We start from the raw sequence: 23893 nt of genomic DNA on the forward strand, positions 1-23893 counted from the left end.
GAACTCATGGGACGTTACGACAGCCCGGCGGCACTGGCCGCTCTCGTGCAGCCACATCAGGTGCACCGCGATATCTACACCGACGCGGAGGTGTTCCAACAAGAGATGAAGCATCTTTTCGCCAATGCGTGGGTCTTTGTCGGCCATGAAAGTCAGACGCCGAACAAGGGCGATTATTTCAGCACCCATATCGGCAACCAACCGGTCATTCAGGTGCGTCATTCCACCGGCGACATCCATGTGCTGCTGAACCGTTGCCCGCATAAGGGCACGAAAATCGTCATCGACCGGCAGGGCAACACCGGCAAGTTCTTCCGCTGCCCCTATCATGCATGGAGCTTCAAAACTGACGGCTGCCTTTTGGCGATCCCGCTCAAAAAAGGCTACCAAGATACCGGGCTGGAAGAGACCGACAGCGGCAAGGGCATGCGCAGCGTTGGCGATGTGAAGAACTACCGCGGCTTCATCTTTGCCCGGCTCGCGGAAGAGGGCATCAGCTTCGAAGAGTTCTTTGGCGCGAGCCTGACCTCGCTCGACAATATGGTGGACCGTTCCCCCGCCGGACGGCTCGAAGTCGTCGGCCCGCCGCTGCGTTACATGCATCATTGCAACTGGAAGATGCTGGTCGAAAATCAGACCGACACCTGCCACCCGATGGTAGCCCACGAAAGCTCTGCCGGGACGGCGGTGAAACTCTACGAGGAAATGGACCTCCCCGAAGGTGCCCCCAAGCCCCCCGCGATGGAGATCATCGCCCCCTTCATGTCTCCTTACGAATTCTTCGAAGGCATGGGCATCCGCACTTGGCCCAACGGCCACGGGCACACGGGCGTAAACCATTCAATCCACTCCGATTATTCCGCCATCCCCGGTTATTTCGAAGCACTCTGCGAAAGCTATGGAGAGGAAAAAGCCAAGGCGATCCTGGACGAAAACCGCCACAACACGGTCTATTTCCCCAACATCATGATCAAGGGGCCGATCCAGCAGCTGCGCGTATTCATCCCCCTCGCGGCAGACCGCACGGTAGTGGAAAGCTACATCTACCGCCTTGTCGATGCCCCGGATGAGCTGACCGCCCGCACCGCGATGTACAACCGCATGATCAACGCGCCGACCTCCATCGTCGGCCATGACGATTTGGAAATGTACGAACGCGCCCAAGAGGGTCTGATGGTCGACGGTTTGGAATGGGTGAACATCCAGCGCCTGATCGAAGACGACGAAGATTTTGAAGTGGAAGCGGTCGAAAACGGCACCACCGAACGGCAGATGCGCAACCAATTCCACGCTTGGGTCAAGTTCATGACCATGGGCCAAACGGCGGAGGCTGCGGAATGAGCGTGACGCGCGACACCCTAATCGACTTCATCTATGACGAAGCGCGCATGTTGGACGAGGGGCGCTATACCGAATGGCTGAACCTATGGCTGGCGGACGGGCATTACTGGATGCCGCTGGACTATCAGCAGACCGATCCGATCAACGAAACGTCGTTGATGTATGAGGACATATTCATGCTCAAACTTCGCGTCGAACGGCTCAACGGCGCGCGGACCTTCAGCCAAAAGCCAAAAAGCCGCTGCCATCATGTGATCCAGCGGCCTTTCGTGGATGAGATGGATATGGAGGCGGGGCGCTTCGTCACGACCACCTTCATGCACTACGTCGAGACGCGGCTTGATGAGCAGCAACTGCTCGCCGTCACCGCGCGGCATGAGTTGGCCATGGTCGATGGCGCGCTGCGGATTGCCAACAAACGGGTCGATATCGTCAATTGCGATGCGGCCTTTCGCAACATTCAGTTGCTGCCATGATCGCGCCAGAGATCGAAACGGTTTGCGCGGCGTTTGAGGACGCCGCCGCGCGGCATCCCAACCGCGCCTTTCTCAATGTTTTGCCAGAAACGGCGGAAATCTACGGCATCGCGGCGGGAGAGGTGAGCTATGCCGCAGCCGCGCGCGAGGTTGCGGCTTTGCGTGAAAACATCGCGGCGGCGGGCTACCTTCCCGGCCAGCGGGTCATGCTACTGATGGAGAACCGCCCGGCGTTTTTCCTTTGGTGGCTGGCGCTGAACGGTTTGGGTCTGTCGGTCGTGCCGGTGAACCCCGACCTGCGGGCGGCGGAGCTCAGCTATATGATCGACCACGCCGAGCCTGTTTTGGCCGTGGCGCTCCCTTCACGGGGCGATGATCTGCGCGCGGCGGCGCAGCAAGCGGGGCGCGACATGCCGATGATTGCACCGGAGGATCCCCTGCCCGCACCCGTCACGACCCAAACCATCGCGGCACGGCAGGGCGGGGCGGAGGAGGCCGAGGCGGCACTCCTCTACACCTCCGGCACCACGGGCCAGCCCAAAGGCTGCATCCTCACCAATACCTATTTCCTAGATGCCGGACGCTGGTACGCAGACACCGGCGGGCTCTGCGCCCTGTCGCAAGACGGCGAGCACATGATCACGCCCCTGCCGATCTTCCACATGAACGCGATGGCCTATTCTTTCATGGCGATGATCGCCGTGGGCGGCTGCCTGACCGCGCTCGACCGCTTCCACCCGCGCAGCTGGTGGGCCTCGGTCCGCGCCTCGGGGGCGACCTGCCTGCACTACCTGGGTGTCATGCCATCCATGCTGATGGGGGCCGAAGAAAGCGAAGCCGACCGCGACCATGCCGTGCGCTTCGGCTTCGGCGCAGGGGTGGACCCCAAATTGCATGCCGCCTTCGAGGCGCGTTTTGGCTTTCCGCTGGTCGAGGCTTGGGCCATGACCGAAACCGGCGCGGGTGCCGTGATCTGCGCCAACCGCGAACCGCGCCGCGTGGGTGAAAGCTGCCTCGGCGCGCCCGAAGGGGGGCTGGAGGTCCGGCTGCTCGACGATGCCGGGCAAGTGGCCGATCAAGGCGAGCTTCTGGTGCGCCGCGCCGGTGCCGACCCGCGGCGCGGGTTCTTTGCGGGCTACTTCAAGAATGCCGAAGCCACGGATGAGGCTTGGACAGATGGTTGGTTTCACACCGGCGACATCGTGCGCCGCGCCCCCGATGGTGCGATGTATTTCGTCGACCGCAAAAAAAACGTGATCCGCCGCTCGGGCGAAAACATCGCGGCGGTCGAGGTGGAATCGACCCTTATGCGCCACCCCGCCGTGGCCAGTGCCGCCGTGGCCGCCGTGCCTGACGCGGTGCGGGGGGATGAGGTTTTCGCCTGTATTGTACCGAAGGACGCAGGCGCTGACCCTGCCGTCTTGGCCCGTGAAATCACCGAATGGTGCCTCACCCAGCTTGCCTATTACAAAGCCCCCGGCTTCATTGCCTTTGTCGAGGCGCTGCCCCTGACCGCCACCCAAAAACTCCAACGAGGGGTGCTGAAAACGCTGGCCGCCGACCTGCTCGCCGACCCTGCCACGCAAGACCTGCGCAGGCTGAAGAAACGGACAGCGGCATGAGGCGTCAGGGCTATGACGGTGTGGTGCTCGCGGCACCCACCTCGGTTCCCTACGCGCGCTACAGCACCGAGACCGCGCACTGGTGGATCGCCCGCGCCCTGCGCGAGATGTTGGGCGAAGCGGGGATCGCGCCGGGAGAGTTGGACGGATTTTCGGTTTCTAGCTTCTCGCTTGCCCCCGACACGCCGGTCGGGTTGACCCAACATCTTGGGCTTTCCCCGCGCTGGCTCGATACCGTGCCCACAGGCGGGGCAAGCGGGGTGATCGCGCTGCGCCGTGCGGCGCGGGCGGTGCAAGCGGGCGACGTGGATGTGGTCGCCTGCGTGGCGGGGGACGCAAACCGGATCGACAGTTTTCGCACCCTGCTCAGCGGCTTTTCGCGCTTTTCGATGGATGCGACCTTTCCCTATGGGTTCGGCGGCCCCAACGCCAGTTTTGCGCTGCTGATGGACCGCTATATGCAAGAATTCGGCGCCACGCGCGAGGATTTCGGCCATATTGCGGTGTCGCAACGCGCAAATGCGCTGAACTATCCTGCGGCTTTAATGAAGACTCCGCTAACCTTGGCGCAGTATATCGACGCCCGGATGATCTCAGACCCCATCGCGCTCTTCGACTGCGTCATGCCCTGCGCCGGGGCCGAGGCATTTTTGGTCATGCGCGAGGACGAGGCCCTGCGCCGCGACCTGCCCTTCGCCCGGATCAGCGGCACGATCGAGCGGCACAACGCCTACCCCGAAGACCCGATGCAACTGCGCGGCGGTTGGGGTGTGGATATTGGGAAACTCTACGAGCTGGCGGGTCATGGCCCCGAGGGTGTCGACCTGTTGCAGACCTATGACGACTACCCGGTGATCTCGATGATGCAGTTCGAAGACCTCGGATTTTGCGCCAAGGGGGAGGGGGCCGCCTTTGCCCGCCAGCGTGATCTCACGACCAACGGCGACTTCCCGCATAACACCTCGGGCGGGCAGTTGTCGGTCGGGCAAGCCGGGGCCGCGGGCGGCTATCTGGGACTGGTTGAGGCGATCCGGCAGGTGACGGGGCAGGCCGAAGGCACGCAGGTGGCGAACGCCCGGCGGGCGCTGGTTTCCGGCTTTGGCATGATCAACTATGACCGGGGCGTCTGTTCGGCGGCGGCGATCATCGAAGGGGGCGAGGCATGACCGAGCCATTGATGCCGCCGCAAAAGAAGAACCCGCAAAAGCGCAGCACGGTGCCGACCCTGCCGCCTGCCCAACGCTCGCGCGCGGCGCTTGGGCTGGCGATTGCCGCAGGGCGCGGGCAGTTCGCCCTGCAGCACTGCGCGGATTGCGGCGCGGTGCAATATCCACCGCGTGATGCCTGCTGCAAATGCCTGTCGGTGGCGCTTGAGTGGCGCGAGAGCGACCCCGCGGGCGAGGTATTGGCCGAAACGACGATCCGGGTCTCGCCCGATCCCTATTTCCGCGAACGTCTGCCATGGCGCATTGGCACGGTCCAACTCGCCGCCGGACCGGTTGCGGTGTGCCATCTGCACGGCGATGTCGGGCGCGGCGATCACGTCCGTCTGGCGCTCAAATTGGACCGGGCAGGGCAGGGGGTCATGGTGGCCCTGCCGCGAGAGGAAAGCGAATTTATGCAAGACGATCCAATGCTGCGCGCGATGTCGAGCGACCCGAAACACCGGAGGGTGCTGATCACCGATGCCCGCTCCCCCTTGGCTCTGCCGCTGGCCCAAGCGGTTTTGAAAGCTGGTGCGGCGCAGGTCTTTCTGGGCGAGCCGGAACATTGGCGGCGGTGGGAAGGGCGCGCGGGGTTCGAGGGGATGGAGAACGTCAGCCTCATGCCGCTCGACGTGACCGATACCGCCTCGGTCTCGCGCCTTGCGGCAGAGATCGGCGGCAAGGTCGATATCCTCATCAACACGGCACAGTTCATCCGCCCCGGCGGGGTGTTGGGCAATGATACGATCTTTGCCCGCGAGGGGATGGAGACCAATGTGCTGGGCCTGATGCGACTGGCGCAGGGCTTTGGCCCGGCGATGGCGTCGCGCACGGCGGATGGTGTGAATTCGGCAGTGGCGTGGGTGAACATCCTGTCGGCGGGAGCCTTGGCGCCCGAGGCAGGGTTTGGCGGCTTCGATGCCTCGCAGGCAGCGGCGCGGTCGCTCAGCCAGACGCTGCGGGCGGAATTTGCCGGGTCCGGGCTGCGGGTGATGAATGTCTACACCGGCCCGGTAGACGATGAATGGCACCAACCCCTGCCACCGCCCAAAGTCACCCCCCGCGCGCTGGCGCGGACGGTGGTGACTGGCCTGATTGACGGCCTCGAAGAGCTCGCCTGCGGGGATGTGGCCAAGGATGCTCTGGCCCGTTGGCTGGACGATCCGGCACTGATGGAACGTGAGATGCGGGGGAGCGGCGCATGAGCGATGCAATCACAGCACTGGCCGTTGCGCTGGCCAGCGGGGCGGCACGGGTCGTCGATCTGACCCATAGGCTCGACCCGGACTTTCCGGTCATCGTGCTGCCGCCCGAGTTCGGCCAATGCGCGCGGTTCCGGATGGAGGAGGTCTCGGCCTATGACCATCGTGGCCCGGCGTGGAAGTGGCATAACCTCACCCTCAATGAGCACACTGGCACCCATTTCGACGCGCCGATTCACTGGGTCTCGGGCAAAGACGTGGCGAATGGCGCGGTCGATGAAATCCCGGCAGAGACCTTCATCGGCCCGGTCGTTGTGATCGACTGCTCCGAGGGGGCAGGGCAGGACGATGACTTTGAACTGGCCCCCGAAATCATCCGCGATTGGGAGGGCCAGCACGGGACGATCCCCGCCGACGCTTGGGTGCTGATGCGCACCGACTGGTCAAAGCGCAGCGGCGCGGATTACCTCAACATGCACGAGGACGGCGCCCATTCGCCCGGTCCCACACCCGCCGCGATCAACCTTCTGTTGGAGCGCGGCATTCGTGGCTTTGGCACCGAAACCGTCGGCACCGATGCGGGGCAGGGGATGCATTACGACCCGCCCTTTCCGGCGCATTACCTGCTGCATGGGGCCGGCAAATACGGGCTGCAATGTCTGTGCAACCTCGACCAACTGCCGCCCACCGGGGCCATGCTGATCGCACCGCCGCTCAAGATTAAAGGCGGGACCGGCAGCCCCTTGCGGGTGCTGGCGCTGATACCGGGAGCGAGACCATGAGCAATTACACCGCCGTCATCACCGGGGGCAGTAAGGGCATCGGCGCCGATCTGGCGCAGCGGCTGTTGGAGCGCGGCTATCGCGTCGTCTCAATCGCGCGGGGCAAGCCGGAATGGGAGGCGGAAGGATGTGAGCATATCGAAGCCGACCTTCTCGACCCCGCCTCCGTCGCTGCCGTCGCCGCCGATATCGCTGCACGCTATGACGTGACCCATCTGGTGCATAACGCCGGGTTGATCTGGCCCAATCTGATTGAAGAGGCCAAGCCCGAAGACATCACCGGCCTTGCGCAACTGCACCTCGGTTCGGCCCTGACGCTGCTGCAAGCCTTCCTGCCCGCCATGAAAGAACGCGGTTTTGGCCGGGTGATGTTCAACGCCTCGCGCGCGGCCTTGGGCGCGCCGACGCGCACGGCTTATTCGGCGTCCAAGGCCGGGATGATCGGCATGGCGCGCACTTGGGCGCTAGAGCTTGCGCCGCATGGGATCACCGTCAACGTCGTGGCCCCCGGCCCGGTGCAGACTGACAACTTCTGGGGCATCATCCCCAAAGAAAGCGAACGCGAAGCGGCGCTGGCCAAACGCATCCCCGTGGGGCGGTTGGGGCAGGTGGAGGATGTAACCAACGCCTTTCTATTCTTCTGCGATCCGGCCAATAGTTTCGTCACCGGCCAGACGCTTTTCGTCTGTGGCGGGTCGAGCATCGGGACGCTGACGCTCTGACACCGACCCTTAATCCTTGCGGAAATGCTGCACCAATTCAGGGACATAGGCATCGCCCGCGCCCTTTTCGACGACTTTGGAAAGGGCGCGATAGACCCCATCGGCAATCTCAACCTGCGCGCCGGCTTGCGCTGACATCTGGCGGTAATAGTCGAAATCCTTCAGCGCGTTGCTGATCGCAAAGGGCAGCGCCTCGCGGTCTCCGCTGACGATGAAAGGCGACAGCCGATCAAGCGCGACACTGGCCCCGCCGCCACTGGCCAAGACATCCACGAAACTCTGCGGATCGATGCCTGCGTCCGCCGATTGCGCAGCGGCTTCGGCAAGCAGGGACATGAAGCCGACCGAGACGTAGTTGTGCAGCAGTTTCAAACGGTGGCCTGCGCTGACCTCGCCCACATGTTTCACCTCTTCGGTGAAGGAGGCGAGGATGGGAGAGACTTTTTCAACCACCGCGGCCTCACCCCCGACCAGCAGGTTCAACTTCCCCTCATGGGCGAATTGCGCGGTGCGGGTCATTGGCGCGTCAACGAATTCGCCCCCCGCCGCTTTGACCGCCTCGGCCATCTTTACCGTCGAGGCGGGCAGGGAGGTAGAGCAATCGACCACAACCGCACCGGGCTTCAGTCCGGCAATCACGCCGCCCGCCCCGGTCAGAATTCCTTCGACCTGCGGGGAGCCGGTCACGCAGAGAATAATCACATCCGACGCGGCGGCCAGATCGCTAAGACTGTCAAAGGCCGTGGCCCCCAGCCCGTCCAGCTCATCGGTCGGCTGGTTGCCGGGGTGGCCAAAATAGCCAAGCGCAAAACCCCCGCGCCGCATCACGTTGCGCGCAATTCCGTGGCCCATCAGGCCGACACCGATCATACCGATTTTCATGGGTTTTCCCTCGCTTGCCACCGCCGCTCCTGCGCGCGGTTCCCTTGGGGAAAGGTGTACCCCGCCGCCCGCCACGGCGCAACGCGGGCGGGGCGGATTTTCTCGGCCAAACAGGGCTTTGTATATTTGAAACCGACACGGCGCTTGATAGGAATGGCGCATTGATTGCATGAGGCTGATATGACTTTGACCATCGACCCCCACCAGATTGCCCAAGACCTCTATCACGGGCAGTTCTGCCCGATGTTCATCGACGGCAAAGATGTACCCGCGCTGTCCGGTGAGGTGCTGAATGTGGTCGATCCCGCCTCGGGCCGGGCGCTGGCGACGGTCCCGCGTGGCGGGCCCGAAGATGTCGATGCCGCCGTCGCTGCCGCGCGTCGGGCCTTTGAGGGGGCGTGGTCGAAATTCACGCCCTATGACCGGCAAGAGGTGCTTTTGCGCATTGCCGATGTGATGGAGCGCGATTGGGAAAAACTCTGCGTCTCTGACACCGCCGACATGGGTCTGCCGCTGGCGCGGACCTTGGGCAACAAGCGGCGGGTGATCGGGATGCTGCGGTTCTACGCGGGGCAGGCAGTGGTGCTGCATGGCGATGTGATCGAGAACTCAGTCTCGCAGTCGATGTTCTCTTTTACAACGCGCGAGCCGGTGGGCGTGGTGGGGGCAATTATCCCTTGGAACGCCCCGACCGCCGCCTCGATCTGGAAGATCGCGCCAGCACTGGCGACAGGCTGCACCGTGGTGTTGAAGCCCTCCGAAGACGCGCCGCTGACGCCCTTGATGATCGCTAAGTTGATGCAAGAGGCAGGCGTGCCCGATGGGGTGGTCAACGTGGTCACCGGCACGGGCCGCGAAGCGGGCGCGCGTCTGGCAGAGCATCCTGACGTCAACAAAGTGGTTTTCACCGGTTCGACTGCCACGGGCAAGACCATCGCCCGCGCTGGCGTTGAGAACCTCAAGCGGATCACGTTGGAGTTGGGCGGGAAATCTCCGCTGATCATCTGCAAGGATGCTGACATCGACAAGGCGGTGCCTGTCGCGGCGATGGCGGTCTACGCGCATTCGGGGCAAATCTGCATCGCAGGCTCGCGGCTGTTCGTGGCGCGCGAAATTCAGGATGAGTTCATCGAGAAACTGGCCGCTTTCGCGCGGGGGCTGAAGATCGGGCATGGCTTGGATGAGGGCACGGACCTCGGCCCGCTGATCAACCGTGTGCAGGCCGAAAAGGTCGAGGGCTATATCGCTGCGGGCAAGGCCGAAGGCGCGCGGCTGGTCACCGGCGGGGCGCGGCCCGAGGGCGCGGGCTATGAAGGCGGCAACTTTCTTGAGCCGGTGATCTTTGCCGATGTGACCGACGACATGACCATCGCGCGGGAAGAGATTTTCGGCCCCGTGATCTCTGTCCTGCCCTTCGACACGATGGAAGAGGTGATCGCGCGCGCCAATGCCACGCCCTACGGGCTGGCGGCGGGCATCTTTACCCGCGATCTAAGCACGGCGCACCGCACGGTGAAACGGCTGAAAGCGGGCTCGGTCTGGGTGAACATGTACCACGCGATCGACCCGGCGGTGCCGTTCGGCGGGCTCAAGATGTCGGGCTATGGCAAGGAAGGCGGCGTGGAGCACCTGCAGGCGTATTTGGATACCAAGGCGGTTTGGATTCAGACCGAGTAGGGAAACGCGACCGGCAACGCCGCCCGGTCTGATGCCGGGCGGTAACCTGTTAAAATCCGCTGACCTTCGGCAGCCATGTCGAAATCGCCGGCACGAAAGTCAGCAGCATCAACACGACAAAGTTCGCCAGAAAGAACGGCGGCATCTCACGGATCAGCGCCGCAGGGCGCAGGTTCACCGCCGATGACACCACAAAAATCAGGCTCCCCACCGGCGGCGTCGTCAGGCCGAGCGTCAGGTTCACGATCACCACAATCGCAAAATGATCCGGCGCGATGCCAAGCGCATGGCTGATCGGCGCCAAGATCGGCACCAAGATCATCACGCCCGGCAGCGGGTCCATAAACAGGCCAAAGAGCAGCAGCAACACGTTGACCGCCAAGAGAAACAGGATCGGCGACAGATCCCATGCGATGATCGTCTCGGCCAGAAACTGCGGCACGCCTTCGATCACCAGAACCCATGCAAAGGCCCGCGCGGCTCCGAGGATGAGCAGCACTGCCGAAGAGATCAGCGCGGCGCGGAGGATCAGCCCCGGCAGGTCCCGCAGCCGCAGCGCGCGGTAGACGAAAAAACCGCAGAAGAGGGCATAGAACACCGCGATGACCGACGCTTCGGTGGGCGTGAAAATACCACCCCGGATGCCGCCGACGATCAGCACGATCAGCCCAAGTGCTGGCAGCGCCATAAAGGTATTGCGCCACATCTGCGCCCGCTCGGGGCGTGCATCCGCGCTGCGATAGTCGCGTTTCCAACTGACCCACCCGTTGGCGGCAAGACTGCCACAGGCCAGCAAAAGCCCCGGAATGACACCGGCCATAAACAGCGACCCGACCGAGACTTCCTGATCCTGCAGCGCATAGATGATCATCACGATAGACGGCGGAATGATCGGCCCCACCACCGCCGAGGAAATCGTCAGCGCCCCCGCGTAGGAGCGGTCATAGCCGCCTTTCTCCATCATGCGGATCATCATCGCCCCCGGCCCCGCCGCATCGGCCAAGGCCGAGCCGGAAATGCCTGCGAACATGGTGGAGGAGATCACATTAGCATAGCCCAGCCCCCCGCGCAGATGCCCGACGAACTGAGCGGCAAAGCGAAGCAACGTATGCGTGATCGCGCCGCCGGTCATGATCTCGGCGGCGAGGATGAAGAAGGGCACAGCCAAAAGCGGGAAACTGTCGAGGCCGGAAAACATCTCTTTGACGACGACGATCTGCGGATAGGAGCTGCCCAAGCCAATTGCCGCAAAAACCGAAATGGCCATGGCAAAGGCCACGGGCAGGCCCAGCACCATCAGCACGAAAAGCGAGATAAAGAGGATCTCAGCCATTGGCGGCTCCCGGCATGTTTTCGGTTTGGCCATCGGACTGATGGTAGTGGCCCGCCATGATGAAAGGCCGCGCGATCAGCAGCAAATGCACGATCAACAGCGAGAACCCAACGGGCATGGCAGCATAGACATAGCGAAACGACAGCCGCATCGCGGGTGTCATCTGGTACTGCGCGCGCTGCATATAATCCCAGCCGACCTTGACCATGAAAGCGAAAAAGAACAACAGGATCAATAAGATGGCCGCGCGCAGGATGCGCTGCGTCCGGGTGTTCATCACGTCGTGCAGATTGGTGATGGCCACATGGCCGCCCTGCCGCAGGGCCAGCCCGGCCCCCAGAAAGGCCATCCAAATCATCAGGTAACGAGCGGATTCATCGGACCATGACAGCGAGTGATTGGTACTGAACCGCAAAGCGACATTGGCCCCCACGACCAAGACCATCCCCGTCAGGCAGGCGATCACCACCGCGGCGTTCACCTTGACGAATAACTGTTCCAATCTGCGCATGGTTTCCCCTCCCGTGCAAAACGGCCGGAAGCGCTGCTCCCGGCCGCCTTTTCTTTCAACGACGTGATTACTCAGTCGCGGCGATCTGGTCGATCAGCTCTTTACCGTAGGTCTCATAATAGCCTTCATAGGCGCTCTCAATCGAAGCGCGGAAGGTCGCCTTTTGCTCTTCGGTCAGCTCGTTGACTTCCATGCCGCGCTCTTTCAGCGTCTCGACGCCGCTCTGTTCGACATCATCAACGAAACCACGCATGGCGGCGACAGCCTCGGTCGCGCCCTTCTCAAAGACGGCTTTGTCTTCGTCAGACAGACCTTCCCAGAAGGGTTTGGAGACCAGCAGCATGGCGGGCGAATAGACGTGGCCCGACAGCGTCAGGTACTTTTGCACTTCGTCGAGTTTCACCGACACGATCACCGAGAGCGGGTTTTCCTGCCCGTCGATGGTGCCTTGCTGCAGCGAGCTGATGACCTCGGGCCATGCCATCGGGGTGGGGGCAGCACCGGCAGCGTTGAAGGCATCAAGGTGCACCGGGTTTTCCATGGTGCGCAGTTTCATGCCCGCAATGTCTTCAGGAGTCTCGATCGCGTTGCGGTTGTTGGTGATGTGGCGGAAACCCTGCTCACCCCATGCCAGCGCCACCATGCCGGCGCCGTCGAACTCGGCCAGAATGTCTTGGCCAATGGGGCCGTCGAGCACGCGGCGGGCGTGGTCAAGGCTGCGGAACAGGAAGGGGATGTCGGTCACACCGGTGGCGGGGACGAAGTTGCTCAGCGTGCCGGTGGAGACGATGGTCGCCTCGACGGTGCCAAGCTGCAGACCTTCGACCACTTCACGCTCACCGCCCAAGCCGGAAGAGGGGAAATGGCGGAAGCTGAACTTGCCGTCGGTCTCGGCTTCGACGACTTCCTGCCACTTCTGCGCCGCGACGCCGTAGTGGCTGTCGGGGGCGAGGGCGTAGCCGATCTTGACTTCGGTCTGGGCGCTCAGTGCTCCTCCGGTGAGCGCGGCCAAAGTGGCGATAATTGCCGTGGGCTTGGTGATTTTGAACATTTTGTATCCTCCAGCGATCTTATTAACAAGGTCAGGAAAACTGCTAGCGCTGGACGCTCAAAATGGCAATGGGGTGAGGGCGCTTTGTGGACAATGAATCCACAGCGTTTTGAGGGTGGTTTCCTTCGTGATATGAGCGGACTCGATGCTACAACCCTTGACCACTTCAGCAGTGCTCAGGACTGACCCAGCTAGAGATCGAGCTCGATCTTGCGCACCCGGTCACGGAGCAGGGTTTTGGATACGGTCAGCAAATGCTGTTCCATCGCCGCGGCCGCACCGAGCGTATCGCGCCGGGCGATGGCGTCGTTCAGGGTCATGTGTTGTTCGCCAAGTATCTGTAACGTCTCTGGCGCGTGAGAGCTGCGGCGGCGCGAGGTCCAAGCCACTTCGCGCCGCACCGCGCGGATGGATTCGTAGACCGTGAGGAACAGCGGGTTCCGGGCCATTTCGGCGATCTTGTAGTGGAACATGTCATCCGCCGCCTCATAGGCGTCGGGATCACTGAGGTTCAGCGTGGCGCGCATCAACTGGTCCAGCCGCTCGATCTCTTGCGGGCGGGCGCGGTCGGCGGCGAGGGCGGCCAGCGCGGGCTCGACCTCAAGCCGGACTTCCATGACATCGCTTGGTGTCACTTGCCGGGCGAGGTGGCGCAGGCTGTCGGCATTGGTGGCGGGCGGCGGCGTGGCAAAGGTGCCTTGGCCGTGGCGGCGGTAAATGGTGCCATCCTCTTGCAGCAGGCCAAGCGCCAGCCTCAGCCGCGCGCGGCTCACGCCGAAATGCTTGGCCAATGCCCGTTCGGGCGGCATCCGCCCATCGTTCAGGATATCCCCTTGCCGGATCGCTCCGCGCAGCCGCTCGGCCAATTCATCTTCACTTGGGGCGGTCTGGGGGGGCTGTGTCATGAGTTGGAAAACGCTTCAAATAAATCAATGAACATACGCAACGACGTTACCATCAGGAAAATTCCAAAGGCAAACCGAAGCGCCCTGCGCGGGATGCTATGGGCCAATTTCACGCCCACATGGGCAAAGCTGCTGGTCAGCGGAATGATGATGGCCGCAGCGGCAAGGTTTACATAGCCAAGCGAGAAGGGCGGCAGCCCTTCTGCGCCGAGGCCCGTCAGCGCATAGACCACCGCGCCGGGCAGCCCGATGATAAAGCCGATTGCGGCAGAGGTGCCGACCGCGCGGCGGATGTCATAGCCCAGAAAGTTCAACAGCGGCACGCCAATGGTCCCGCCCCCGATGCCCATCATCGCCGACAGCCCGCCGGTCACGACACCCAGCACCGCCCAGATCGGCTTGGCAAAGCCGCGCGGGGTGGGGTCGTCTTTGGTCTTGCGAAAGATCATGTCGAGCGCGACGAGTGCCGCCACGGTGGCAAAGACGCCGACAAGGATCAGCCCCGAGACGTAGCCTCCTAAAAGCGCGCCGATGACAACGCCAACCAAAAGCGACGGCGCCCAGAGTTTCAGCAGATCCATATCAATCGCGCCGCGTTTGAAGTGACCATAGCCAGAGGACAAAGAGGTAAAGACGATAGTCGCCAGCGAGGTGCCAACGGCCACCTGCATGGTAATCGCCGGGTCCATCCCCGCCGTCGACAGGGCAAGATAGAGCGCGGGCACAATCACAATACCGCCGCCAACACCCAGCAGACCCGCAAGGATACCGCCAAAAATACCGGCGGTCACCGCAATGGCGAGGAGGGGCAGAAGCTGGCCAAAATCGAGCGCGTTCATCGGGTTAATCTTTCTTTGTCTCTACATCTGTCGCCAGTGACCGGCTGGCTTTGCCCGCTGCTTTGCGCGCCTCTTCGGCCCGCGCAATTGCGGCATCAATCGGTGCGCGGTCCGAGGTGCCCGAGAAATTGTCGAGGCTCGGCATCGCTTCGGCCACATGTAGGTAACGCTCTCCTGCGACCTCAAGCAGCCGGTCAAGTTCGCTGAGCGGATCGCCGTGATCGTCGACCCGCAGGTCGAGATAGGCGTGGTCCTGCCCGCGGTGGATGACCAGCCCCGCCGCCTGACGCCCGCGTTTGTCGCCGCCCGCCTCTTCGCCTGCGCGCATCGCGGCAAGCAGGCGTTCGGCCATCGGCAGATCACTGCGGGCGGCGTAGGTGTCGAACGTGGCCTCCACCACCTCCGGCCCGGTTAGCATATTGCCTGCAACGGAGTGGATCGTGCCAACGCGGTGCCCGGCCCATTCGACACAGCCCGCGCCTGTGTGCGCGGCGAAATTCCCCTCGGCGTCGAGCATGTGGGACTGGCGGATATCGCGGCCTGCGTCGCGCGCGGCGAATTCCTTCAGCAGTGCTTCGGCGGGGTCGCCGCTTTCCAACATGCGCCGGCCTTCGGTCCCCCAAAGCGGATTGACGAAAGCCTGTGTCGCCACGGCGACACGGCGCCCCATATAGGGCACAGCAGCCCCGCAGGCGAAAAAACGGCTCGCCACGGCGATGCCGATCTCATGGCTTTCGGGGTCACGGGCGATGATGGAATAGGTCATGGGTTAACGTCCTACGGCATAGGCCTGCATCAGGCGGGGGGTCGCGGCGGCCTGAAGGCTGCCATCGGGATTACGCAGCGCAGCGGTCATGCGCCCCACCGACCACGGTTCGGCCACGGTGACGATATGGCCCCGTGCGCGCAGCGCGTCGATCACCGCAGCGCCGACATTGGGTTCGATCATCATCTCGCCGGGCAGGGCTTGGCGGGGAAAGAAGCTGCTTTGAAAATGCATGGTGTGGAACAGCGGCGCGTCCATGCCCTCTTGCAGGTCGAGCCCGTGATGCACAAAGCGCAGGAACCAGATCAGCTGCCATTGATCCTGCTGATCGCCACCCGGTGTGCCAAAAACCAACTGCCGCCCGTCTGAATGTTCGGCAAAGGAGGGGGTCAACGTGGTGCGCGGACGCCGACCGGGGGCGAGGGAGGTGGGCAAACCGCGTTCAAGCCAAAACATCTGCGCGCGCGAGTTCAGTGGAAAGCCAAGCCCCGGCACGACCGGATTGCTTTGCAGCCACCCGCCCGAAGGCGTGGCCGAGACCATATTGCCCCAGCGGTCGATCACATCAAGGTGCACGGTATCGCCGCGTTTTTCGGTCAGATGGGCCATCGTGGGCTCTTGCGGGGCGGCATTCTGGACGCCGAAATCACGGGCTGCGCGTTCGATATAACGCTCGGCCAAATGCTCCAACCCCGCGATCACGCCGGGGCGCTGCTCAAGGGACGCTTTGCCGTTGACCAGTTTCGCACGCTCAGCGTTATAGGCGTCAGAAAGTAGTTCTTCCATCGGGATGATGCTCTGTTCGGGGTCGCCGTAGTAGGCTTCGCGGTCGGCATAGGCGAGTTTCATCGCCTCGATAACCGTATGGGTAAAAGAGGCACCCATCGGGTCCATCGCGGCCAGATCAAAATGCTTGAGAATGGCGAGGGCCTGCAAAAACACCGGCCCCTGCGACCATGCGTGGGTCTTATGCACCGTCCAGCCGTGATACTCATACGTGAGCGTGTCTTCGTAGCTGGCCTGCCATTTGGCCATATCTTCGCGCGCCAGAAGGGCGCTGTTCTTTTGCTCGGACACGTCATGCACGCAGGCGTCTTCGAGGTAGTCGAAAATGGCATCCGCCACGAACCCTTCGGACCAGATTTTGCGCGCCGCTTCGATCTGCGCGCTCCGGTCTTCGCCCACGGCTTCGGCCTCGCTGACCAACCGTTCATAGGTGGCGGCCAGATCGGGGTTTTTAAAGTTGGCATTGGGCTCTGGCGCCGCGCCGCCGGGCGTCCAGACGGCGGCGGAGCTGGGCCATTCGGCGGCGAAATATTCGGCCAGCCCCTTGATGGTGTTCGACACGCGCGGCAGCACCGGATGGCCATCGCGGGCATAATCGATCGCGGGCTGCAGCACGTCGCGCAGACCCATGGTGCCATGGTCGCGCAGCATCAGCATCCAGCCGTCAAAGGCACCGGGCACCACTGTCGACAAAAGCCCCGAGCCGGGGATCAGTTTCAGCCCGAGTTCCTCAAAATGCTCCAGCTTGGCGGCGGCGGGGCTGACCCCTTGGGCGCAGACGACCTTGGTCGCCTTCTTTTCCGCGTCGTGAAAGATGATCGGCAGATCGCCCGCCGGGCCGTTCAAATGCGGCTCAACAATCTGCAAAACGAATCCCGCAGCCACAGCGGCGTCAAAAGCATTGCCGCCTTTTTCGAGGATGCCAAAACCCACGGTCGAAGCGATCCAATGGGTCGAAGTGGTGACACCGAATGAACCGCGGATCTCGGGGCGGGTGGTAAAGGGGGTCATGTCGTCTCCGGTCAGTGTTCGCGCGGGTCCAGCGCATCGCGCAGACCATCGCCGAGAAGGTTGAAGCCAAGCACGACCATGAAGATCGCAATGCCGGGCCAAAGCGCCATCCATGGCGCTTGATTGAGGAAGTTCTTCGCCGTGTTCAGCATCGACCCCCAAGAGGGCGCGGGCGGCTGTTGGCCGAGGCCGAGGAACGACAGCGAGGCTTCGGCGATGATCGCAGTGGCGACGGTCAGCGTGGCTTGCACAAGCACGGGCGGCAGCACGTTGGGGAAAATATAGCGGCGCAGGATGCGTGGGGTCGACAGGCCAATGGCACGCGCGCTTTCGACGTAATCCTCGGCGGCGACGCTGAGCACTTGACCACGGGTGAGGCGGATGAAGATCGGCGTGGCCGAGATGCCGATGGCGATCATCGCGTTGGTCAGGCTCGGCCCAAGGAAAGCCGCCAGCGCGATGGCAAGGATCAGGAAGGGCGCGGCCAGCAGCGCCTCGGTGCAGCGCGAAATGATCGCATCGGTCCAGCCGCCGAAATAGCCGGCAATGATGCCCAGAGGGACGCCAAGCCCAAGCGCGATGGCAACCGAAACGACCCCCGCCAGCAGGGATGCCTGCGCCCCCCAGATCAGCCGCGACAACACATCGCGGCCCAATTCATCGGTGCCGAACCAATGCGCGGCGGAGGGCCCTTTGCGCACAGCCCCCCAATCGGTGGCGGCAGGGTCGGGGATCGGCAACAGGGGGGCCAAGATAGCGATGGCGCAGAAGAAAACCACCAGCACGCCGCCAAGCATGGCGCTGCGGTGGTGGCGGAATTTCTTCCAGACCCGGTTTTCCGGACGGGCAGAGAGGACCGGATCAGCGGCGCTTTCGGCGTCGATGGTGATGGGGGTGGCAGGTTGGGCCATTATTGCTTCCTCAGGCGGGGGTTCAGCAGCACATAGGCGACATCGGCCAGCAGGTTCATAAAGATAAAGCCAACGGCGGTAACGAGGACGATCCCCTGAACCACGGCGTAATCGCGGTTGAATACGGCATCGACCACAAGCTTGCCAAAGCCGGGGATGGTGAAAATCTGCTCGGTCAGCACCGCGCCCGCGATAAGTTCACCAAACAAGAGCGCAGTCAGGGTAACGATGGGCGTCAGCGCATTGCGGAAGGCGTGTTTGAGGATAACCTTCCGCTCGACCAGACCCTTGGCGCGGGCGGTGCGGACGTAGTCACTGCTCAGCACGCTCAGCATGGCCGACCGCGTGTGGCGCATCAGCGTGGCGGCGAGTGCTGTGCCCAGCACGAAGGCGGGCATGATCATCACGGTGATGGAGCGGATGGGGTCTTCGCTCAGGGGCACATAGCCCGAAGCGGGCAGCAGCTTCCATTTCACCGAGACCAGCAGGATCAGCATGATCCCTAGCCAGAAGTTCGGGATCGACAGGCCCGAGAGCGCCACCACATTGGCTACATAATCGGTCACGGTGCCCTTCTTGACGGCCGAGAAGATGCCCGCAGGCACGCCGATCAGCAGGGCAAAGATCATCGCCATCGTCGCCAATTGGATCGTGACGGGCAGCTTTTCCCCGATCAGCTCAAGCACGGGCTGGTTGGTGCGCAGCGAAATGCCCAAGTCCCCCGTCAGCGCGTTGCCGATCCAAGTGAAATATTGCACCGGGATTGGGTCATTCAGGCGGTATTTCTCGCGCAGGAATTCCAGCACCTGCGGGTCGCGTTCTTCGCCGGCCATGGCCAGCACCGGATCGCCCGGCAGCAGCTTTTGCAAGGTGAAGACAAAGACCGAGATCAAGATGATCGTCGGGATCGCGATCACCAGACGGCGCAGGATGAAGGACAGCATTTTGAAACGTCTCGCTCAGGGGAGGGGCACCGCCGGGACCGGCCCGGCGGTGCATATGGAGAAGGTTTTACCCTTCTTCTTTTTTCATACCTTCAAGGCGGATCATGCCATCAGGATAGGGGGTGAAGCCGGAGATGTCGGAGTCCAGCGCCCAGATCCATGTCTGGTGATAGAGGTACACGATCGGCAGCTCTTCGTTCAGGATCGCACGGGCCGCGGTGTAGCTTTCGCGACGCACGTCTTGATCGTTGGATTTGCGCGCTTTGTTCAGCAGCTCATCCACTTCCGGGTTCGAGAACTTGGAATCGTTGATGCCGCCATCGGAGGTCATGAACTGGTGGATGTTGCCATCGGGGTCCACACGGCCCGACCAGCCGATCTGGCTCGCCTGATAGTCCCCCGCCGATTGGTCGGCCAGCAGCGTCGCGAATTCCTTGGAGGTGATCGAGATGTTGATCCCCGCCTCAGCCGCCATGGATTGCACGACCTGCATCAGTTGCAGCGGGATCGTAGTGTTGGGCACCTGCACCTCAAGGTCGATCCCATCGGCAAAGCCTGCTTCGGCCAGCAGTTCTTTGGCCTTTTCTACGTCACGCTCGGGCACGGGAAAGTCGGTGCTGTACCAAGGCGAGTTCGGCGGGAAGGGCTGGTTGCCCGCGGCGAAGGCACCGTTGAAGACGACCTGATTGATTGCTTCGCGGTCGATCGCATAGCTCAGCGCCTGACGCAGACGTTTGTCGTTGCCCCAAGGGTTGTCGCCCTTTTCGCCATTGGCGACATTGATGGTGATGCCTTGATAGCCCAGCGACACGGCGCTTTCGACCTTGATGCCGTCGTCACCCTCGGCCTGCGCCAGATCGGTTGCGGCGAGGCGCTCCAGCATGTCGATGTCGCCCGATTGCAGGTTCGCCAGACGCACGGTGGTGTCGGGGATCGGCAGGTAGGTCACGCTGTCAAAGTGGTATTCGTCGGCGTTGTAATAGTCGGCGAATTTCTCCAGCACGATCCGGTCTTGGGCTACACGCTCTTTGAACTGGTAGGGGCCCGAACAGACCGGGTTCAGGCCAAAGTCATCGCCCGCCGCTTCGGCAGCTGTGGGGGAAACCATCATGCCCGCGCGGTCGGCGAACTGCGCCATCAGCGTGGCGTCGGCATCGGCCAGATCAAAGCGGATTTCATGGCTGCCCAGCACTTCGACGCCGGTGATGGAGGAAAGCTCGGACTTGCGGCGCGAGGTCTCAAGGTTCTGGCTGCGGTCGATGTTGGCGGCCACGGCCTCGGCATCAAACGGTGTGCCGTCATGGAAGACCGCATCGTCGCGCAGCATCATGGTCAGTTGCTTGCCATCCTCAGAAAAGGACCATTCGGTCGCCAGTTGGGGGATGATTTCCAGATCAGGCGTGATGTCCACCAGCTTGTCGCAAAGCGAGGTATAGACGATCCGCCCCACAAAGGTGCGCGACTGGTCGGGGTCCAGCACATCGGCGTCAGATTGCAGCGCGATGCGCAGGTCAGCCGCCTGCGCGCCGAGGGTGGTGGCCCCCAGCAGCGCGGCGGCGAGGGTCATTTTGGTCAGTGTCATATCGAACTCTCCTGTCGTTTCATTAAGTCTGTTTTAGCCTGTTATTCTTGGTCTTGGCGGGGGCGGAGCGTTGTCCGATCCCGCATGGCGTCTTGGTAAAGCGCAAAGCGCGCGGCAGCGCCGGGAGCACGTTCGGGCGCATCGGCAAGGCCGAGGTCCGGCGTCGCGGCGGCGATCTCTTCGAAATAGTGGCAAGCGGCGATATGGCCGTCGCCGGCATCGGTTTCGCGCAAGGCAGGCGGCTCACTCGCGCAGCGTTCTTTGGCATAGGGGCAGCGGGTGTGAAAACGACAGCCCGAGGGTGGGTTGGCCGGGCTTGGCATCTCGCCCTCAAGTGCAGTCTGCGGCGTGCGTGCCCCATGGGCGGCGACCGGAATGGCCGACAAGAGGGCACGGGTGTAGGGGTGACGCGGATGGTTGTAGACCGTATCGACATCGCCCTGTTCGACGATTTGCCCCAGATACATCACCGCCACACGGTCGCTCATGTGGCGGATCACGGCGAGGTCATGGGCGATGATGACCAGCGTGAGACCCAATTCATCGCGCAGATCGCCCAGCAGGTTAATCACCTGCGCCTGCACCGACACATCAAGGGCCGAGACAGGCTCATCCCCGATCACCAGCTTCGGGGCCGAGGCCAGCGCGCGGGCAATCCCGATCCGTTGGCGCTGGCCGCCCGAAAATTCATGTGGGTAGCGTTCCGCGTGCTCGGGGCGCAGGCCGACTTTGGCCAGCAGTTCCGCCACTTTGCCGCGCCGCTCAGAGGCGGACATTTTTGGGAAATGCGTCTCCAGCGGTTCGCCGACCAGCTTGCCGACGCTCATGCGCGGGTTCAGCGACGAAAAGGGGTCCTGAAAGATGAACTGCATGTCTCGGCGCAACGCGGTCAGGTCGCGCCCGGCAAGGCTGCGCACATCGCTGCCGTCAAACTGCACATCGCCCTCGGTTGGGGTCAGCAGTCGCATGAGCAGCCGCGCGAGGGTGGATTTGCCGCAGCCGGATTCACCGACGATGGCAAAGGTCTCTCCGCGGCGCACGTCGAAGGAGACACCATCGACCGCCTTGACCGTGGCCCCTTTCGCCAAGCCACCGCCCGAGGTCTTGAAATGTTTCTTTAGCCCGCGCGCGGTCAGGATCTTGTCGGTCATGCGCTCTGCTCCAGATGGGTCTCTAGCGGGGCGAAATGGCAGGCGACGGCGTGGCCACCTTCCAGCGGCGCAAGCGGCGGTTCCTTGGCGCAGATGGGCTGGGCGAAAGGGCAGCGCGTGGCAAAACGGCAGCCTTCAGGCATGTTCTGCGTCGTGGGCACCATGCCCGGCACGGTGGCCAAACGCCCGCGCGGACCGCTCAACTGCGGGATCGAGGACATGAGGCCAATCGTGTAGGGGTGCTGCGGGTCGTTGAAAATGCGCTCCGCCGGGCCGGTCTCAACAATCGTGCCCGCGTACATGACGGCCACGGTATCGGCGATTTCGGCCACGACGCCGAGGTCGTGGGTGATCATGATCGTGCCCATGTCGGTCTCGGCCTGAAGGTCGCGGATCAACTCAAGGATTTGTGCCTGAATGGTCACGTCGAGCGCGGTTGTAGGCTCATCCGCGATCAGTAGCGCGGGGTCGTTCACCAGCGCCATGGCGATCATCACCCGTTGGCGCATCCCGCCCGAGAGCTGATGCGGATAGTCGCGCATCCGCTTTTCCGCCGCCGGAATGCCGACCCGCTTGAGGATCGCCAGCGCCTTATTCTCGGCCTCGGACTTGCTGGCGTTGCTATGGGCAAGCACGGCTTCGGTGATCTGGTCGCCAATGCGGAACGCGGGGTTGAGCGAGGTCATCGGCTCCTGGAAGATCATGGTCATCCGACTGCCGCGCAATTTGCGCATGGCGGTGTGATCGGCAAGGTCGAGCTTTTGCCCCTCGAAAACCATCTCGCCCGATCTGATCGTCGCAGCGCCTTCAGGTAGCAGGCCCATCATCGCCAAGGAGGTCACGCTTTTGCCGCACCCACTTTCCCCGACAACGCAAAGCGTCTTGCCCGGATGGACCGTGAAATTCACGTGGTTGATCTGGTCGCTCGGCGCACCGCGAAAGCGCAGGCTGAAGTCGCGCACTTCGAGCAAAACCTTGTCTGTGTCGGTGTTGAGGCCGATGTCAGGGCTGGGCAATGGACCGCTTTCTTGAACCAATATAAGATTGGTCTAGTATGCGGTTGCAAGTTTCTCGCTGTCAATCCGGCGATTTTAATTTTTGGGAAAGCCTTTTTCGGTCAATCTATTGCGACAGAAATTGCCTGCCGTATCAACGGCGATGCTTGATTTTTGAGCGGTCTGTGAAGGTCTGTTGGGAGGCTTGATTGCCAAGGATGGCGTTTGGTGAGATTGCGGACGGTATTTAAGAAAGGATGAATTGAAGGGGGCGGGCGCGCATTCGGTGGGGCCGCGCTATTGTAAGGCGGTCGATTTGTTGCTTTATCGAGGGGGAGCCAAGAATTTCGAAAGGGCGGCATCCCCGCATGACCAGCAAACCTAAAACGGCGGAACGCAAGCGCGGGTCCGGGGCGCAATTTGTCTATTCTATCCTGCGGGATGAGATTCTTGATTTGACCCTGCTGCCCGGCAGCCCGATCGACGAGATTCGCCTATCCGAGCGTCTTTCGATGTCGCGCACGCCGATCCGTGAGGCATTGGTGCGGCTGGCGAGCGAGGGATTGGTGACCACGTTGCCCAACCGTTCGACCGTGGTGGCGAATATCGACTTCATGAACCTGCATACCTTCTTTGACGCGATGACGTTGATGTACCGTGTCACCACGCGGCTGGCGGCGCAGTTTCATACCCCGGCCGATATGGCGAAGATCCGCGCGCGACAGGCAGAGTTTGCCAAGGCCGTATCGGCGCAGGACGCGCTGTCGATGATCGCCACGAACCGTGAGTTTCATGCCGAGATCGCGCGGGCGGGGCGCAACCCTTATTACGAATCGCTTTGTTTGCGCTTGTTGGATGAGGGGCGCCGCTTGCTGCGGATGTATTACCAATCCTTCGACGATCAGCTTCCCAGTGAGTATGTCCAAGAGCATGAGGATTTGATCGCGGCCATCGAGGCACGCGATATCGGGCGCGCGGATTCTTTGGCGGAGACCCATGCGGATCAGATTGTACGGCAGATTCAGGCGCTGATTTCGCGGGATCGGCGGCAGCACATCGAACTATAACAATAGGTAAATGCGTGGTTTTTGCGCGCGCAGAAAGCTTGCGGCGATTTTATGTCGACAAATAAAATACAATAGCTAAGATGCAGCCAATCCCGGCAATATCGCAGCCGGATTCTATGAATGGAGAGACAA

The 23893-nt window shown here is 62.4% G+C and carries 22 protein-coding genes; 9 read left to right on the forward strand and 13 right to left on the reverse strand.

The window, feature by feature from the left end; translation table 11 throughout:
- Positions 1-6: 6 nt before the first annotated feature.
- The 7 genes from T8A63_RS18035 to T8A63_RS18065 are packed head-to-tail and all read left to right on the forward strand — an operon-like array spanning position 7 to position 7350.
- The gene (locus T8A63_RS18035) at positions 7-1341 is read left to right on the forward strand and encodes an aromatic ring-hydroxylating dioxygenase subunit alpha (protein ID WP_322345975.1); all 1335 of its coding nucleotides are present in this window, start codon (positions 7-9) and stop codon (positions 1339-1341) included.
- Positions 1338-1817, forward strand: coding sequence for an aromatic-ring-hydroxylating dioxygenase subunit beta (locus tag T8A63_RS18040; protein ID WP_322345977.1), 480 nt, complete (start codon positions 1338-1340; stop codon positions 1815-1817). Before T8A63_RS18035 ends, T8A63_RS18040 begins: the two co-directional genes overlap by 4 nt.
- Positions 1814-3439 (forward strand): AMP-binding protein, encoded by a 1626-nt coding sequence (locus T8A63_RS18045; protein ID WP_322345979.1) that lies wholly within the window; start codon positions 1814-1816, stop codon positions 3437-3439. The genes T8A63_RS18040 and T8A63_RS18045 overlap by 4 nt, the downstream gene beginning before the upstream one ends.
- Positions 3436-4605, forward strand: coding sequence for a thiolase family protein (locus T8A63_RS18050; protein ID WP_322345981.1), 1170 nt, complete (start codon positions 3436-3438; stop codon positions 4603-4605). Before T8A63_RS18045 ends, T8A63_RS18050 begins: the two co-directional genes overlap by 4 nt.
- Positions 4602-5849 carry an SDR family NAD(P)-dependent oxidoreductase gene (locus T8A63_RS18055; protein WP_322345983.1) on the forward strand — a complete coding sequence of 416 codons (1248 nt, stop codon included), beginning with the start codon at positions 4602-4604 and terminating at the stop codon, positions 5847-5849. The genes T8A63_RS18050 and T8A63_RS18055 overlap by 4 nt, the downstream gene beginning before the upstream one ends.
- Entirely contained in the window at positions 5846-6628 is a 783-nt protein-coding gene (locus T8A63_RS18060; RefSeq protein ID WP_322345984.1) for a cyclase family protein, read from the forward strand. The genes T8A63_RS18055 and T8A63_RS18060 overlap by 4 nt, the downstream gene beginning before the upstream one ends.
- Complete coding sequence (locus tag T8A63_RS18065; protein ID WP_067942336.1) at positions 6625-7350, forward strand: SDR family NAD(P)-dependent oxidoreductase; 726 nt, start codon at positions 6625-6627, stop codon at positions 7348-7350. Before T8A63_RS18060 ends, T8A63_RS18065 begins: the two co-directional genes overlap by 4 nt.
- A 9-nt stretch (positions 7351-7359) precedes the next feature.
- Here T8A63_RS18065 and T8A63_RS18070 read toward each other — a convergent pair whose 3' ends face one another.
- Entirely contained in the window at positions 7360-8232 is an 873-nt protein-coding gene (locus T8A63_RS18070) for an NAD(P)-dependent oxidoreductase (RefSeq protein ID WP_322345986.1), read from the reverse strand.
- Positions 8233-8412: 180 nt separating this feature from the next.
- Between T8A63_RS18070 and T8A63_RS18075 the strand changes: the two genes are divergently transcribed.
- A complete protein-coding gene (locus T8A63_RS18075) occupies positions 8413-9909 on the forward strand; it encodes an aldehyde dehydrogenase family protein (protein ID WP_322345988.1) in 1497 nt (498 codons plus the stop codon).
- A 49-nt stretch (positions 9910-9958) separates the two neighbouring features.
- Here the strand turns inward: T8A63_RS18075 and T8A63_RS18080 are convergent, their stop codons facing one another.
- From T8A63_RS18080 to T8A63_RS18135, 12 genes are all read right to left on the reverse strand, one after another.
- Positions 9959-11242 carry a TRAP transporter large permease gene (locus tag T8A63_RS18080; protein WP_322345990.1) on the reverse strand — a complete coding sequence of 428 codons (1284 nt, stop codon included), beginning with the start codon at positions 11240-11242 and terminating at the stop codon, positions 9959-9961.
- Positions 11235-11753 (reverse strand): TRAP transporter small permease, encoded by a 519-nt coding sequence (locus T8A63_RS18085; RefSeq protein WP_067942339.1) that lies wholly within the window; start codon positions 11751-11753, stop codon positions 11235-11237. Before T8A63_RS18085 ends, T8A63_RS18080 begins: the two co-directional genes overlap by 8 nt.
- Before the next feature lie 67 nt (positions 11754-11820).
- A complete protein-coding gene (locus T8A63_RS18090) occupies positions 11821-12804 on the reverse strand; it encodes a TRAP transporter substrate-binding protein (protein ID WP_067628759.1) in 984 nt (327 codons plus the stop codon).
- A gap of 191 nt (positions 12805-12995) precedes the next feature.
- Positions 12996-13709 (reverse strand): FadR/GntR family transcriptional regulator, encoded by a 714-nt coding sequence (locus tag T8A63_RS18095; RefSeq protein ID WP_322345993.1) that lies wholly within the window; start codon positions 13707-13709, stop codon positions 12996-12998.
- Entirely contained in the window at positions 13706-14548 is an 843-nt protein-coding gene (locus T8A63_RS18100) for a sulfite exporter TauE/SafE family protein (RefSeq protein WP_317389132.1), read from the reverse strand. The genes T8A63_RS18095 and T8A63_RS18100 overlap by 4 nt, the downstream gene beginning before the upstream one ends.
- Positions 14549-14552: 4 nt before the next feature.
- Positions 14553-15314, reverse strand: a complete 762-nt coding sequence (locus T8A63_RS18105) for a DUF1028 domain-containing protein (protein WP_322345996.1) — start codon at positions 15312-15314, stop codon at positions 14553-14555.
- 3 nt (positions 15315-15317) lie between these two features.
- Positions 15318-17111, reverse strand: a complete 1794-nt coding sequence (locus tag T8A63_RS18110; RefSeq protein ID WP_322345997.1) for a gamma-glutamyltransferase family protein — start codon at positions 17109-17111, stop codon at positions 15318-15320.
- Between the two features lie 11 nt (positions 17112-17122).
- Positions 17123-18022, reverse strand: a complete 900-nt coding sequence (locus T8A63_RS18115) for an ABC transporter permease (protein WP_067942343.1) — start codon at positions 18020-18022, stop codon at positions 17123-17125.
- Positions 18022-18966 carry an ABC transporter permease gene (locus tag T8A63_RS18120; RefSeq protein ID WP_067628831.1) on the reverse strand — a complete coding sequence of 315 codons (945 nt, stop codon included), beginning with the start codon at positions 18964-18966 and terminating at the stop codon, positions 18022-18024. The genes T8A63_RS18115 and T8A63_RS18120 overlap by 1 nt, the downstream gene beginning before the upstream one ends.
- A 67-nt stretch (positions 18967-19033) precedes the next feature.
- On the reverse strand, positions 19034-20548 hold the full coding sequence (locus T8A63_RS18125; protein ID WP_120352332.1) for an ABC transporter substrate-binding protein: 1515 nt from the start codon (positions 20546-20548) through the stop codon (positions 19034-19036).
- A 41-nt stretch (positions 20549-20589) separates the two neighbouring features.
- The gene (locus T8A63_RS18130) at positions 20590-21699 is read right to left on the reverse strand and encodes an ABC transporter ATP-binding protein (RefSeq protein WP_067628768.1); all 1110 of its coding nucleotides are present in this window, start codon (positions 21697-21699) and stop codon (positions 20590-20592) included.
- On the reverse strand, positions 21696-22715 hold the full coding sequence (locus tag T8A63_RS18135; RefSeq protein ID WP_322345999.1) for an ABC transporter ATP-binding protein: 1020 nt from the start codon (positions 22713-22715) through the stop codon (positions 21696-21698). Before T8A63_RS18135 ends, T8A63_RS18130 begins: the two co-directional genes overlap by 4 nt.
- Positions 22716-23062: 347 nt before the next feature.
- Here T8A63_RS18135 and T8A63_RS18140 point away from each other — a divergent pair, with 347 nt between their 5' ends.
- Complete coding sequence (locus T8A63_RS18140) at positions 23063-23761, forward strand: GntR family transcriptional regulator (protein WP_259950303.1); 699 nt, start codon at positions 23063-23065, stop codon at positions 23759-23761.
- The last annotated feature ends 132 nt before the right edge of the window (positions 23762-23893 follow it).

Origin of the sequence: Sulfitobacter sp. OXR-159 (assembly GCF_034377145.1) — a bacterium.
In the GTDB taxonomy this organism is placed as follows: Bacteria; Pseudomonadota; Alphaproteobacteria; order Rhodobacterales; family Rhodobacteraceae; genus Sulfitobacter.

Coding starts and splice junctions, on each gene's coding strand:
- T8A63_RS18035 (WP_322345975.1), top strand. CDS start 7: ATGGGACGTTACGACAGCCCGGCGGCACTGGCCGCTCTCGTGCAGCCA.
- T8A63_RS18040 (WP_322345977.1), top strand. CDS start 1,338: ATGAGCGTGACGCGCGACACCCTAATCGACTTCATCTATGACGAAGCG.
- T8A63_RS18045 (WP_322345979.1), top strand. CDS start 1,814: ATGATCGCGCCAGAGATCGAAACGGTTTGCGCGGCGTTTGAGGACGCC.
- T8A63_RS18050 (WP_322345981.1), top strand. CDS start 3,436: ATGAGGCGTCAGGGCTATGACGGTGTGGTGCTCGCGGCACCCACCTCG.
- T8A63_RS18055 (WP_322345983.1), top strand. CDS start 4,602: ATGACCGAGCCATTGATGCCGCCGCAAAAGAAGAACCCGCAAAAGCGC.
- T8A63_RS18060 (WP_322345984.1), top strand. CDS start 5,846: ATGAGCGATGCAATCACAGCACTGGCCGTTGCGCTGGCCAGCGGGGCG.
- T8A63_RS18065 (WP_067942336.1), top strand. CDS start 6,625: ATGAGCAATTACACCGCCGTCATCACCGGGGGCAGTAAGGGCATCGGC.
- T8A63_RS18070 (WP_322345986.1), bottom strand. CDS start 8,232: ATGAAAATCGGTATGATCGGTGTCGGCCTGATGGGCCACGGAATTGCG.
- T8A63_RS18075 (WP_322345988.1), top strand. CDS start 8,413: ATGACTTTGACCATCGACCCCCACCAGATTGCCCAAGACCTCTATCAC.
- T8A63_RS18080 (WP_322345990.1), bottom strand. CDS start 11,242: ATGGCTGAGATCCTCTTTATCTCGCTTTTCGTGCTGATGGTGCTGGGC.
- T8A63_RS18085 (WP_067942339.1), bottom strand. CDS start 11,753: ATGCGCAGATTGGAACAGTTATTCGTCAAGGTGAACGCCGCGGTGGTG.
- T8A63_RS18090 (WP_067628759.1), bottom strand. CDS start 12,804: ATGTTCAAAATCACCAAGCCCACGGCAATTATCGCCACTTTGGCCGCG.
- T8A63_RS18095 (WP_322345993.1), bottom strand. CDS start 13,709: ATGACACAGCCCCCCCAGACCGCCCCAAGTGAAGATGAATTGGCCGAG.
- T8A63_RS18100 (WP_317389132.1), bottom strand. CDS start 14,548: ATGAACGCGCTCGATTTTGGCCAGCTTCTGCCCCTCCTCGCCATTGCG.
- T8A63_RS18105 (WP_322345996.1), bottom strand. CDS start 15,314: ATGACCTATTCCATCATCGCCCGTGACCCCGAAAGCCATGAGATCGGC.
- T8A63_RS18110 (WP_322345997.1), bottom strand. CDS start 17,111: ATGACCCCCTTTACCACCCGCCCCGAGATCCGCGGTTCATTCGGTGTC.
- T8A63_RS18115 (WP_067942343.1), bottom strand. CDS start 18,022: ATGGCCCAACCTGCCACCCCCATCACCATCGACGCCGAAAGCGCCGCT.
- T8A63_RS18120 (WP_067628831.1), bottom strand. CDS start 18,966: ATGCTGTCCTTCATCCTGCGCCGTCTGGTGATCGCGATCCCGACGATC.
- T8A63_RS18125 (WP_120352332.1), bottom strand. CDS start 20,548: ATGACACTGACCAAAATGACCCTCGCCGCCGCGCTGCTGGGGGCCACC.
- T8A63_RS18130 (WP_067628768.1), bottom strand. CDS start 21,699: ATGACCGACAAGATCCTGACCGCGCGCGGGCTAAAGAAACATTTCAAG.
- T8A63_RS18140 (WP_259950303.1), top strand. CDS start 23,063: ATGACCAGCAAACCTAAAACGGCGGAACGCAAGCGCGGGTCCGGGGCG.